Genomic DNA, 12278 nt, shown 5'->3' on the forward strand with positions numbered 1-12278 from the left:
ATGGGCCGCAAAGCGGCCCCCGATGCTCAACTCAATACTGCGCCTGCCCTGGCACCCAGGCAGTCCCCGCCAACGGCACCCGCGCCATCGCCGCAGCCTCCACGGTCAACGCCACCAGGTCCTCCGGGTCTAGGTTGTGCAGGTGCGACTTGCCACACGCCCGCGCCATGGTCTGCGCCTCCAGCACCAGCACCCGCAGGTAGTTCGCCAGCCGGCGCCCCGCCTCTTCCGGGTTCAGGCGCTTGGCCAGCTCGGGGTCTTGGGTGGTGATGCCGGCCGGGTCGCGGCCGTTCTGCCAGTCGTCATAGAAGCCGGCGGCCGAGCCAATCTTCTTCAGCTCACTGTCCAGACGCGGATGGTTGTCACCCAAGGCGATCAATGCCGCCGTGCCAATAGCCACCGCATCGGCCCCCAAAGCCATGGCCTTGGCCACGTCGGCACCGTTGCGAATGCCCCCCGAGACAATCAGCTGTACCTTGCGGTGCATGCCCATTTCCTGCAGCGCCTGCACCGCCTGCGGGATGGCCGGCAGAATCGGGATGCCGACATGCTCGATGAACACTTCCTGAGTCGCTGCGGTACCGCCCTGCATGCCATCGAGCACGATCACATCAGCACCCGCCTTAACCGCCAGCTTGACGTCGTAGTACGGGCGGCTGGCGCCGATCTTCACGTAGATCGGCTTTTCCCAGTCGGTGATCTCGCGAATCTCGGCAATCTTGATCGCCAGGTCGTCCGGGCCGGTCCAGTCCGGATGGCGGCAGGCACTGCGCTGGTCGACGCCGACCGGCAAGGTGCGCATGCCGGCCACTCGCTCGGTCACTTTCATGCCCAGCAGCATGCCGCCACCGCCCGGCTTGGCGCCCTGGCCGAGGACGATCTCGATGGCGTCGGCCTTGCGCAAGTCGTCGGGGTTCATGCCGTAGCGCGATGGCAGGTACTGATACACCAGGTGCTGCGACTGGCGGCGCTCTTCCGGGGTCATGCCACCGTCGCCGGTGGTGGTGCTGGTGCCGGCGATGGTCGCACCACGGCCCAGCGCTTCCTTGGCGTTGGCCGACAGCGCGCCGAAACTCATGCCGGCGATGGTCACTGGGATTTTCAGGTGAATCGGTTTTTTCGCAAAGCGGTTGCCCAGCACCACATCAGTGCCGCACTTCTCGCGGTAGCCTTCCAGCGGGTAGCGCGACACGCTGGCCCCCAGCAGCAGCAGGTCGTCGAAGTGGGGCACGCGGCGCTTGGTACCACCGCCGCGGATGTCGTAGATGCCGGTTTCGGCAGCACGCTGGATTTCCTGGATGGTCAGGCGATCGAAAGTGGCCGACTCACGCAGTACCGGGGGGAATTGCTCGCTCATTGGAATGCTCCTGGATCAATATGCGCTGGCGTTGTCGACTTTGAAGTTGTACAGCTGGCGGGCCGAGCCGTAGCGTTTGAAATCGGCAGCCTTATGGTCCAGGCCGGCCTTGTTCAGCAGTTCCTGCAGCTCTTGCAGGTGTTCGGCGCGCATCTCTTTTTCAATGCAGTCCGAGCCCAGCGACTGCACCGCGCCCTTGACGTAGATACGTACCTCGTACAGCGAATCGCCCAGTGCATCGCCGGCATCGCCGCAGACCACCAGGCGCCCGGCCTGGCCCATGAAGCAGCTCATGTGGCCGATGCTGCCGCCCACCACGATGTCCACGCCCTTCATGGAAATGCCGCAACGGGCACCGGCGTCACCCTCGATCACCAGCAACCCACCATGGGCAGTAGCACCGGCGGCCTGGGAAGCACTACCTTTGACCCGCACCGAGCCAGACATCATGTTCTCGGCCACCCCCACACCGACATTGCCATGCACGGTGACGCTGGCCTGCTGGTTCATGCCGGCGCAGTAGTAGCCAGCGTGGCCTTCGATATCCACGGCCACGGCAGCGTTGATGCCCACGGCCAGGTTGTGTTTGCCGTCCGGGTGGGTAACCCGCCATTCCTGGTCTTGCACCTCGCCATGCAGGGACTGGTTGAGCACGCGCACCGCAGTGTTGGAAAGGTCGATCGTTTTCATGAGGTTCTCCAGGGGTTCGATGGCAAGTCAGGCGCTTTCGCGCTCCCAGACGTACAAAGTGGCCGGCGCCGGCTCCCAGACCTTTGCGTGCTCGATGCCAGGCAAGCTGGCCAGCGCCTGGTATTCCGAAGCCATGGCCACGTAATCGTCGGTCTCGGCCAGCACCGCAGGCTTGCAGGCAATCGGGTCGCGGATCACGGCAAAGCCGTTGCGGGTGCCGATGGCGAACGTGAAGAAGCCGTCCAGGTCTTCCAGCGCGCCATCCAGGGCCTGGGCCAAGCTGTCCCCCTGTTGCAGGCGCCAGGTCAGGTAGCCGGCGGCCACTTCGGTGTCGTTGTCGGTCTCGAAGCTGATGCCTTCGCGCTTGAGTTTCTGGCGCAGGCGAAAGTGGTTGGACAACGAACCGTTGTGCACCAGGCACAGGTCGGCACCGGTAGAGAATGGGTGGCTGCCTTCCATGGTCACGGCGCTTTCGGTGGCCATGCGGGTATGGCCGATGATGTGGCCGCCCTTCATCGCGGCCAGGCCGAAGCGGCTGGAAATTTCTGCCGGCAACCCCATGCCCTTGAGAATTTCGATGCTCTGCCCGGCGCTCATGATGCGCACGTCGGGCGCCAGCTCGGCCAACGCGGCACGGGCGGTGGCTTCATCGGTGTGCACTTTGAGCACAGCAGCGCTGGCGTTCTGGAACCCGTTCAGCGAGCAGCCCAGGCGGCCTTCCAACTGGCCCATCAGGGTTGCCCAGGGGTAGTCGATGTCAGCGGCCTGCAGGGTCAACTTGACCCAGCCATCGGCCACCTCGTCGCCATAGATGGCAAAGCCGGCGCTGTCCGGGCCACGGTCGGTCATGGCTTCGAGCATGGGCTCGAAGAGCTTGCCAAGCTGGGCGTGCAGCTCGGGCTTTTTCAGGTACAGACCTACGATTCCACACATGGTGATGCTCCTTACTAGGCAGTGGGCGACCGCTTTGCTGCTGGCCGCCCAAGGGATTGGGGGCGGTCAGAAGAATTCGGTGTAGCGCTGGATTTCCCAGTCGGAAACGTGCCGGCAGTACTCCACCCACTCCATGCGCTTGAGCTTGATGAACTCGTCGACGATCTCGGCGCCCAGCACCTCGCGGAACAGCGGGTCGGCTTGAAGTGCGTCAACGGCTTCCTTCAGCGATTGCGGCAGGGTTTTGATGCCGCGCGCGGCAATGTCTTCAAGGCTCAGGTTGTAGAGGTTTTCATTGCACATCTCGCCTGGCTCCAACTGGCGGTCGATGCCATCGAGGCCGGCGGCAATGATTGCGGCGGTGACCAGGTACGGGTTGCAACCGGCGTCCGGCAAGCGGAATTCCAGGCGACCATAAGGAATGCGCACCATCGCCGAGCGGTTGTTGGCCCCCCAGGCTACGAAGGCCGGGGCCCACGTCGAACCCGACAACGAGCGCCCCACCACCAGACGCTTGTAGGAGTTGACCGTTGGCGCCGCGAAGGCACACAACGCCTGGCCGTGGGCCAGCAGCCCTGCAGCAAAGTGGTAGGCCAGCTTCGACAGGCCCATGCCGCTGCTGTCGGACGGGTCGTGGAGCAGGTTCTTGTTGGTGCTGCTGGCCAGCGACAGATGAAAGTGCATGCCATTGCCAGCGCGCTTGGGGTCGGGCTTGGGCATGAACGAGCAGATCATCCCCAGGTCGTTGGCGATCTCGCCGGCGGCCATGCGGAAGAAGGTGAAACGGTCGGCCGACTCCATGGCGTCACTGTAGGTGTAGTTGATCTCGAACTGGCCGTTGGCGTCTTCGTGGTCGATCTGGTAGATGTCGAAACCCACCGGTTGCAACGCCTCGGTCAGGCGCTCGAGGAACAGCCGCGAGCGTGACAGGCCCTTGTAGTCGTAACACGGCTTGTCGAGGTTGTCGGAGGCATCCACCAGTTGCAGCTTGCCACCCTCGTCGCGGCGAAACAGGCTGAACTCGGGCTCAAGGCCGGTGTTCAGCGTCCACCCCTTTTCGGCCAGGCGCTGCACCTGCTGTTGCAACACGTGACGGCTGTCGTAGGGCCACGGCTGGCCGTTTACATGGCCCACGCATACCACGCGGCCATAACCCGGCTGCCATGGCACCGGAATCAAGGTCGTCAGGTCGCCGCGGGCCATGAAGTCCGGTCCGTGTGGCTCCATGCCCATGCCGCAGATGGCGAAGCCGGCAAAACCGGCGCCCTCTTCGGCGACCATCTTCAGGCCCGAGACCGGCACCGATTTGGTCTTCGCCGAGCCATGAATATCGACGAACTGCGCCAGCACGTACTTGATGCCGTGTTGGTCGAGCGTGCGCTGGGTTTCTGCTGGCAACATGGGTTGAACACTCCTGGGTAAGGGGCAATGATTCCGCACGAGAAAATTACTTTCCTCACAGGAATGCAACGAACTTGCCAACTTATCCAAAGCGTTCTTTATCCAGGCCTGTACCCGCCAAGACGCCAGTACAGGCTGGGCAAAACCCAGGCAGCTTTTTATGCTCTATTTATGGGAAACTCGTTTTCTTCTGAGGAAAGAAGCGGCCACGCCGCTGCATTTCGCACTTTCTAAGTGCGAAAATATTATTCTTGAACTGAAACCGTGCAGGGCATTAGATGTCGACCGAAACCCAACCGCGCCTTCGCCTGGAGCAATACCTGGGCCTGCAGATCAAACGCCAGCGCCAGGCCCAGTCCCTCAAGCTCGCCGACGTGGCGCGCATCGCCGGCATCAGCCAGGGCATGCTGAGCAAGATCGAGAATGCTCAGGTATCCACCAGCCTCGACACCCTAAGCCGCCTGTGCGACGTGCTGGGTATGCCGATGGCCAAGCTGTTCAGCCAATATGATCAGCCCGACGGCAATGCCCTGCTGGTAAAAGCCGGTGAAGGGCTGGAGGTGGTGCGCCGTGGCACCGAGAAGGGCCACACCTACCATTTGCTCAATCACGCCAGAGGGCCGAAGAAGCACTTCGAGGCTTACATGGTGAGCATGGACGACGCCAGCGAAGAGTTCCCGACCTTCGCCCACCCAGGCACCGAGTTCCTCCATTTGCTGGAGGGCGAACTGGTGTACCGCCACGGCAACCAGCTCTACCACATGCACGCTGGCGACAGCCTGACCTTCGACGGCGAAACCCCGCACGGCCCGGAGCAACTGGTGCAAGTGCCGATTCGCCTGCTGTCGATCATGAACTACGGCGACGAGTAGGACGGCGCTGCAAGGCAACCATCGATGTCGCGATCAGACAAGCACACGTCGCCCGCAATCGGCTGCAAAACCCTGTATACAAAAATAATACACACATCGACCAGCCCCGCGCCGTGGGCTGGACGACGTGGTAACCGCGAGTAAAACAGCCTCGCTTCACAATTCCAACGCTGTGGCGCCTTTTTGCACCGGGCAATTCGTCCGGGCTCATAACGATAAAACTCCCAGTATTAGAGACCCGCGCCGCGCCAGCCGGGAGTGTTTGCGCGCGCCACATTGTGAAGACTTGACTGCCATGATCGCGACTTCAATCCCCGTAGCCGGTGCTGCCACCGGCCACCGCAACGCCCTGTGCGTTGCCCATATTGCCGCTGTGTTGTTCGGCTTGACCGGCATTCTCGGTCACCTGATAGAAGCCGATGCCAGCATCATCACCTTCGGCCGCGCCACCTTCGCCTTCATTGCCTTGGGCTTCGTCGCCGGGCTCAAGGGGACACGCCTGCTCGATGCGCTGACCCTGCGCAACCTGCCAGTGCTGGGCCTGACCGGCGCCCTGCTGGCGACCCACTGGGTGACCTTCTTCATTGCCGTGAAAGTCGGTGGCGTAGCGGTTGCCACCCTGGGCTTCGCCAGCTTCCCGGCGTTCATCGCCATGGTCGAGCGTGGCGTGTTCGGCCAGCGCATCGGTGCGGTACAAGGTGTGCTGTTGCTGATGGTCACGGCCGGCCTGGTGCTGGTAGTACCCACCTTCGACCTGCTCGACAAAGGCACCCTCGGCCTGTTTTGGGGGTTGGGCTCGGGCCTGGCGTTCGCCTTGCTGACCGTAGCCAACCGCCGCAATGCATCGAGCATGAATGCCATGCAGGTAGCCTTCTGGCAAAACGTGGTGGTGGCCGTACTGGTGGCGCCGTTTGCCTTCACCCACCTGGGCAACACCAGCCTGGCCAGCAGCGACTGGATCAACCTGGCACTGCTCGGGGTGTTCTGCACCGGCCTGTCGCAATTCCTGTTCGTCAGGAGCCTGAAAGGGCTGGAAGCGCGCACGGCGGGCATGATCATCGCGCTGGAGCCGGTTTACGCGATCATGGGTGCCTGGTGGTTGTTTGGTGACCAGCCGAGCCTGCGTATGGCGGCGGGTGCCGCGTTGATCGTGCTGGCTACCCTTCTGGCGGCAGCGCGAAAGGCGCCAGCGGCGCAAGGCGATACCAGTCGCTGCGCGCATTGAATGTGTGTCCTGGGCGTGGCTCAACGCATGCCGTGCCTGCTTAACGAAAGCGAGAAGGCTTATTTCTGGAGTTAGCGTCGCCTAGGGGGTGGAGAAGGGGGCGCTTTTGGTGGTCCATAGCGCTCAAGCATCTCATCAAACCGGTCAATCTCCCTTTGGAAACGCACATCCCACATTGCTTTAGCTACTTCAGGCCACGCTGCCCCTGCAAGCTGCGGTCTCTCGTGCTGAGCAGCAGGAAGAGAGAAACCCTTAAGATCTCTTTTACGGACTTCGTAAGATTTAGAATTTCCGAGCCCTCGTGCGGGTTTGAAAGGTCCCACGCCCAAGACAAAAATATTCAGCTTCGCCTCATAGTGACCAACCGGCAAATGAAAAATGGGGCTACCAGCCACAAAATCCGCTGCAAACCCATTGGTTGCAAAATTGTATTTTAGGTCCCATCGAGTGTACGCATAGTGCGGAGCGTCATGCTTATATAACCGTGCAACTACGACATTCTTTTCCATCGGCCCTCGATGTATTCCCTTCGCCACTTTCCGGAAATGCAAAAGCTGTGGGTGCAAGCTTGATGGAAAACCCTCCTTTTGCAAAATATTGATATCCAAGGTCGTTTGAGGGTTCACGTGCCCCCTGGACGTATTCCTGAAAGACCCAGAAGGATCAACATAATTCATAGGATCACCAGAGCAATAGGCATACGCATTCATCCCCCCGCCACCAAACGGGCTTAAAAAATCAGGACGGGTAAAACGGCAGATTGAAGGGCTGTACAGACGCCGACCATTTCCTAGCGGATACAAGCCACTTATCGTGTCAAACCACTGGCCGGCGAATCCGACAATGGGCGAATATTGTGATTTACCGGAAAAGCCGTAAGGTGTATAGGATTGACCATAAGTCGGGCGATTCTGGATACCAGCATTTCGAAGGTTGCATCTCATCTAGACTACTCCAGATTTCAAACATCGAATGCCTTCACCTTAAATAGATACGGGGGCTTTGAACACTGGCGTTTTTGACAGGTTACTTGGTTATATCGACCCTCGTGCTGGCGCTATCAGGTAGCAGACTTCGGCAACTGGCCGCACGTCTCCCACCGGTTACAGAAACATCTTCAAGGTGAATGGACTTCACCCGCTCCTGCCCCTTGCATATCAACACACAATTCAAGGAACCGCGAAGCCGCCCGCGACGGTGTAGCCGCATGCGGCACCAGTATGGAAAACCGCCGCACCAGTGCCTGGGGCGCCACCTGCAACCTGTGCAGCGCCCCATCCTCATGGCGGATGGACATCGCCGACACAAAACCAACGCCCATCCCCGCACGCACCGCCTCCTTCACCCCTTCCACCCCGGCAATCTCCAGCGCTACGCGCATCGCTACACCATCACGGGCAAATGCCCGCTCGACGATCTGCCGCACCCCCGAGCCGCTCTCGCGCAGCACCAACGGGTAGGCACCCAGCGACGCCAAGGCCTGCTGGTCACTGCCAGCCAGCGGATGACCACTGGGCACGATGGCAACGATCTCGTCCTCCCGCCAGGCCGTCACTGCCGTGCCCAAGGGCAACTCCTGCCCGGGCGGCCCTTCGATCAGGGCGATGTCGACACTGTCCAGCGCAGCGACGATTTCCGCCGTGTTGCCGTGCGATGTCGTCACCAGCACCTCCGGGTGGCGGGCATGGAAGTCGGCAATCAGGTAAGGCAGCAGGTAGCTGGCGGGTGTGGTACTGGCACCGATACGCAAGGTACCGCGCTCCAGGCCACGCATGGCCTCGCGCAATGCCTGGGCCTGGCGGAAGGTCTCGCGCAGGCGCTCGGCATGGGCCAGCAACTGCTCGCCGGCTGCCGTCAACCGCACACCACGGCCGGCACGTTGATAGAGCGGTTCGCCAAAGGCCTCCTGCAACAGCTTGAGCTGGCCGGACACCGCCGGCTGCGACAAGTGCAAGGCCTGGGCTGCATGGCTGATGTTGCCGTGCTCGGCAACGGTGGCGAACGTTATCAGCTGTTCTGGGGTCATGAATTAAAAATATCAGCTATTCGGATATTTGCCATCCTAAATTACGATTTTTTATAAGCTTATAACCAGATTAACGTAGGCCTTGTCGAAACACTTTCCGGAGGACTCACATGGCCACGGTTCCGTCCAACCCTGCTTTTGCCCCTACCCTCTCTACCCGAGGGCGGCTCAATGGCATCCTGTTCGTCGCGCTGTTCGCGCTTGCAGTCACTCAACTGGCTGCCCTGCCCGCCATCGCCAACCTGGGCATCAGCCCATTGATCGTCGGTATCGTCGCCGGTGCACTGTATGGCAACGCGCTGCGAGACGGTGTACCGGCAAGCTGGGCGGCTGGTATCAACTTTTCCGCTCGCGGCCTGTTGCGCATCGCCGTGGCATTCTTCGGCCTGCGGGTAAGCCTGCAGGAAATTGCCGAGGTCGGCTGGTCGGGGCTCATCGTGTCGGTGCTGGTGGTGTCCAGCACCCTGCTGATCGGCCTGTGGTGCGGCATGAAAGTATTCAAGCTGGACCGCGATACTGCCTTGCTGACCGCCGCCGGCAGCGCCATCTGCGGCGCTGCCGCCGTGCTGGCATTCGAATCGGCGCTGCGCAGCGCCCCGCATAAAAGCGCCATGGCGGTCGGTAGCGTGGTGCTGTTCGGTACCTTGTCGATGTTCCTTTACCCACTGGCGATCAACGCCGGCTGGCTGCACCTTGACACCATGGGCGCCGGGCTTTTGCTGGGCGGCACCATCCACGAAGTGGCGCAGGTGGTCGGCGCGGCCAGCAACGTCAGCCCCGAGGCCACGCACATCGCCACCATCGTCAAGATGACCCGGGTCATGCTGCTGGTGCCGGTGCTGTTGGTGGTGGGCCTGTGGATCAGCCGGTCGCGCCAGGCCGGCCTGGCGCAGGGCAACGGGCGCATCGCCATGCCTTGGTTCGCCTTCGGCTTCCTTGCCCTGGTGCTGGTCAATTCGCTGCAGGTGCTGCCCGGCAGCGTGACCCAGGCGGTGAACAGCCTGGACACCTTTGCCTTGACCATGGCCATGACCGCGCTGGGGATGGAGACGCGCTTCAGCCAGATCCGCCAGGCCGGGCCAAAGGCGCTGGCTACCGGGGCGATTCTTAACCTGTGGCTGGTCGGGGGTGGTTTGGCGATTACCCTCGGTGTGCAGAAGCTGTTGGGATGATTCAAGACCGAGTCGCCCGCTTTGCAGGCGACTCGGTTTCAAGCTTTTTCCACGCCCCCCTCGTTGCCGTCCACATTTCTCGGTATGGTGTTGTCAAAGAAGGATGTTTTACCCGCACAGGAAAGACTTAGATGCCTCAACGCAATGTCATCAATGCATCCGTCAGCCCCAAAGGCAGCCTGGAAACGCTGTCACAACGTGAAGTGCAGCAACTGAGTGAAGTCGGTACCGGTAGCCTTTACACCCTGTTCCGCCAGTGCGCCCTGGCCATCCTCAACACCGGCGCCCATGTCGACAATGCCAAGACCATCCTTGAGGCTTACAAGGACTTCGAGGTCAGGATCCACCAACAAGACCGTGGCGTGCGCCTGGAGCTGCTCAATGCGCCGGCCGATGCCTTCGTCGATGGCGAAATGATCGCCAGCACCCGCGAAATGCTGTTCAGCGCCCTGCGCGACATCGTCTACACCGAAAGCGAGCTGGCCAGCCAGCGCATCGATCTGGAAAGCTCCCAGGGCATCACCGATTACGTGTTCCACCTGCTGCGCAACGCGCGCACCCTGCGCCCGGGCGTGGAGCCGAAGATGGTGGTGTGCTGGGGCGGCCACTCGATCAGCACCGAGGAATACCAGTACACCAAGAAGGTCGGCCACGAGCTGGGCCTGCGCAAGCTGGATGTGTGCACCGGCTGCGGCCCTGGCGTGATGAAGGGGCCGATGAAAGGCGCCACCATCGCCCACGCCAAGCAACGCATGCACGGCAGCCGCTACCTGGGCCTGACCGAGCCAGGCATCATCGCCGCCGAGGCACCCAACCCGATCGTAAACGAACTGGTGATCCTGCCGGACATCGAGAAGCGCCTGGAAGCCTTCGTGCGTGTCGGCCATGGCATCATTATCTTCCCCGGCGGGGCCGGTACGGCAGAGGAGTTCCTCTACCTGCTGGGCATCCTCATGCACCCGGACAACCAAGGCCTGCCCTTCCCTGTGGTTCTCACCGGCCCGCGCAGTGCCGAGCCGTACCTGCAACAGCTGCACGCCTTCGTCGGCGCCACCCTGGGTGAAGCAGCGCACCGCCTGTACGAGATCATCATCGACGACCCGGCGGAAGTCTCCCGGCACATGGTCGAAGGGCTCAAGGCGGTGAAGCAGTTCCGCCGCGAGCGCAACGATGCCTTCCACTTCAACTGGTTGCTGAAGATCGAGGAGAGCTTCCAGCGCCCGTTCGATCCGACCCACCAAGCCATGGCCGAACTGGACCTACGCCGCGCGCTACCGCCCCATGAGCTGGCAGCCAACCTGCGTCGGGCGTTTTCCGGCATCGTCGCCGGCAACGTCAAGGACAAAGGCATCCGCCTGATCGAGGAACACGGGCCCTATCAGATTCACGGCGACAGTGCCGTGCTGGACCCACTGGGCCGGCTGCTGCAGGCGTTCGTCGACCAGCACCGCATGAAATTGCCCGGCGGCGCGGCGTACGTACCGTGCTACCAGGTGGCGACCTGAGCGTCCCTTTCTGAAATGTAAGTTTGCCGTCATGCCCCTGTGGGTTGGCCATCGATAGCCTGAGTGCCGAGATGACTGACCTACAGAGGTTCGAGGATGAAAGCCTTACTTTCTGGCGGCGCATTGCTGCTAGTGCTGACTGGCCAGGCGCTGGCCTTTTCCGATGACCGTACCGAGCAGTTGCTGGCTGAACACCAGCAGGCGGTTTTGGCGTATGCGGCCAAGGCGGGCAAGCCGATGCCGACGGTCGAGGACTATCGCTACGGCATGAAACTGGATATCGCCAGTGTCGTGCGACAGTCCGGTGACCCACGAACCTGCACCGTAACGCCGAAGCTGATGACTTTCGAAGACAGCCAGGGGCGCTTGCAGACCATTCGCTACAGCGCGCAGTCGCAGTGCATCAACAACAAGTAAATACAACCGCCGCATCGTACATGTTTTGATCTTGATCTTGATCTTGATCTTGATCTTGATCTTGATCTTGATCTTCGCGACTTCAGGAGGCCGAACGCAGGCCTTGCGGAGGGAGGTGACGGGCATGGATGCCCGTCAAGCGCTGGGCCCCAGGATGGGGCCTGCAGCGCGGTCCTCCCGGGAGCAAGGCCGGAGTGAGGGGACCCCGGAGCGCAGCGTAGGGGCCGGATGATGGGAGCGCAGCGTTTTTTGGTTACTTTTTGTCGCGTTTGACAAAAAGTGACTCGCCGTAAGGGCGAAAAGGTGAGTCAGTGTCGCCATCGCAAACGGACTGTTCGCTGAGTCAAAACAGACAAATTCTGCTTCTTGCTTCTTGCTTCTTGCTTCTTGGATGTGGGCCTTCACACCAAGTAAACATTCATTCACGCAGGTGGCGCAAAGTCACCTTTCCGCCCTTACGGCGGGTCCCTTTTTGTCGTGGCAAAAAGGAACCAAAAACCGTCCGCTCCCATCATCCGGCCCCTGCGCTGCGCTCCGGGGTCCCCTCGCTCCGGGCTTGCTCCCGGGAGGACCGCGCTGCAGGCCCCATCCTGGGGCCCAGCGCTTGACGGGCATCCATGCCCGTCACCTCCCTCCGCAAGCCCTGCGCTCGGCCTCCTGAAGTCGCAACCTGCGTCGCC

At 61.5% G+C, this 12278-nt stretch carries 11 protein-coding genes; 5 read left to right on the forward strand and 6 right to left on the reverse strand.

Annotated features, from left to right (window positions below; all coding sequences use genetic code 11):
* Positions 1–31 precede the first annotated feature (31 nt).
* From APH42_RS11335 to glnT, 4 genes are all read right to left on the reverse strand, one after another.
* Positions 32–1357 (reverse strand): FMN-binding glutamate synthase family protein, encoded by a 1326-nt coding sequence (locus APH42_RS11335; protein WP_060493307.1) that lies wholly within the window; start codon positions 1355–1357, stop codon positions 32–34.
* A 15-nt stretch (positions 1358–1372) separates the two neighbouring features.
* Positions 1373–2047 (reverse strand): protein glxC, encoded by a 675-nt coding sequence (locus tag APH42_RS11340; RefSeq protein ID WP_012271898.1) that lies wholly within the window; start codon positions 2045–2047, stop codon positions 1373–1375.
* A gap of 27 nt (positions 2048–2074) precedes the next feature.
* Positions 2075–2980 (reverse strand): glutamine amidotransferase family protein, encoded by a 906-nt coding sequence (locus APH42_RS11345; RefSeq protein ID WP_060493308.1) that lies wholly within the window; start codon positions 2978–2980, stop codon positions 2075–2077.
* 66 nt (positions 2981–3046) lie between these two features.
* Complete coding sequence (glnT, locus tag APH42_RS11350; RefSeq protein ID WP_060493309.1) at positions 3047–4381, reverse strand: type III glutamate--ammonia ligase; 1335 nt, start codon at positions 4379–4381, stop codon at positions 3047–3049.
* A gap of 278 nt (positions 4382–4659) precedes the next feature.
* On the opposite strand from glnT, the gene APH42_RS11355 reads away from it, so the two are divergent.
* Together APH42_RS11355 and APH42_RS11360 are read left to right on the forward strand one after the other, a co-directional pair.
* Positions 4660–5253 (forward strand): cupin domain-containing protein, encoded by a 594-nt coding sequence (locus APH42_RS11355; RefSeq protein WP_012271895.1) that lies wholly within the window; start codon positions 4660–4662, stop codon positions 5251–5253.
* Between the two features lie 295 nt (positions 5254–5548).
* Positions 5549–6478, forward strand: coding sequence for a DMT family transporter (locus APH42_RS11360; RefSeq protein ID WP_012271894.1), 930 nt, complete (start codon positions 5549–5551; stop codon positions 6476–6478).
* A gap of 71 nt (positions 6479–6549) precedes the next feature.
* Here APH42_RS11360 and APH42_RS29165 read toward each other — a convergent pair whose 3' ends face one another.
* Together APH42_RS29165 and APH42_RS11365 are read right to left on the reverse strand one after the other, a co-directional pair.
* Complete coding sequence (locus tag APH42_RS29165) at positions 6550–7422, reverse strand: RHS repeat-associated core domain-containing protein (RefSeq protein WP_082421388.1); 873 nt, start codon at positions 7420–7422, stop codon at positions 6550–6552.
* A 173-nt stretch (positions 7423–7595) separates the two neighbouring features.
* Complete coding sequence (locus APH42_RS11365) at positions 7596–8504, reverse strand: LysR family transcriptional regulator (RefSeq protein WP_012271892.1); 909 nt, start codon at positions 8502–8504, stop codon at positions 7596–7598.
* Between the two features lie 110 nt (positions 8505–8614).
* Between APH42_RS11365 and APH42_RS11370 the strand changes: the two genes are divergently transcribed.
* From APH42_RS11370 to APH42_RS11380, 3 genes are all read left to right on the forward strand, one after another.
* Positions 8615–9676: a YeiH family protein gene (locus tag APH42_RS11370; protein WP_060493310.1), complete on the forward strand. Its 1062-nt coding sequence runs from the start codon at positions 8615–8617 to the stop codon at positions 9674–9676.
* Positions 9677–9807: 131 nt separating this feature from the next.
* Positions 9808–11181, forward strand: coding sequence for a nucleotide 5'-monophosphate nucleosidase PpnN (gene ppnN, locus APH42_RS11375; RefSeq protein ID WP_012271890.1), 1374 nt, complete (start codon positions 9808–9810; stop codon positions 11179–11181).
* 96 nt (positions 11182–11277) lie between these two features.
* Positions 11278–11598: a DUF2790 domain-containing protein gene (locus APH42_RS11380; protein ID WP_060493311.1), complete on the forward strand. Its 321-nt coding sequence runs from the start codon at positions 11278–11280 to the stop codon at positions 11596–11598.
* The last annotated feature ends 680 nt before the right edge of the window (positions 11599–12278 follow it).

It is taken from the genome of Pseudomonas sp. NBRC 111140 (assembly GCF_001320885.1).
Taxonomy (GTDB): domain Bacteria; phylum Pseudomonadota; class Gammaproteobacteria; order Pseudomonadales; family Pseudomonadaceae; genus Aquipseudomonas; species Aquipseudomonas putida_P.

Bases quoted from the DNA above. Each gene is read 5' to 3' on its own strand.
- APH42_RS11380 (WP_060493311.1), top strand. From the start codon at position 11,278: ATGAAAGCCTTACTTTCTGGCGGCGCATTGCTGCTAGTGCTGACTGGC.
- APH42_RS11360 (WP_012271894.1), top strand. From the start codon at position 5,549: ATGATCGCGACTTCAATCCCCGTAGCCGGTGCTGCCACCGGCCACCGC.
- APH42_RS11370 (WP_060493310.1), top strand. From the start codon at position 8,615: ATGGCCACGGTTCCGTCCAACCCTGCTTTTGCCCCTACCCTCTCTACC.
- glnT (WP_060493309.1), bottom strand. From the start codon at position 4,381: ATGTTGCCAGCAGAAACCCAGCGCACGCTCGACCAACACGGCATCAAG.
- APH42_RS11345 (WP_060493308.1), bottom strand. From the start codon at position 2,980: ATGTGTGGAATCGTAGGTCTGTACCTGAAAAAGCCCGAGCTGCACGCC.
- APH42_RS11340 (WP_012271898.1), bottom strand. From the start codon at position 2,047: ATGAAAACGATCGACCTTTCCAACACTGCGGTGCGCGTGCTCAACCAG.
- APH42_RS11355 (WP_012271895.1), top strand. From the start codon at position 4,660: ATGTCGACCGAAACCCAACCGCGCCTTCGCCTGGAGCAATACCTGGGC.
- APH42_RS11335 (WP_060493307.1), bottom strand. From the start codon at position 1,357: ATGAGCGAGCAATTCCCCCCGGTACTGCGTGAGTCGGCCACTTTCGAT.
- APH42_RS29165 (WP_082421388.1), bottom strand. From the start codon at position 7,422: ATGAGATGCAACCTTCGAAATGCTGGTATCCAGAATCGCCCGACTTAT.
- ppnN (WP_012271890.1), top strand. From the start codon at position 9,808: ATGCCTCAACGCAATGTCATCAATGCATCCGTCAGCCCCAAAGGCAGC.
- APH42_RS11365 (WP_012271892.1), bottom strand. From the start codon at position 8,504: ATGACCCCAGAACAGCTGATAACGTTCGCCACCGTTGCCGAGCACGGC.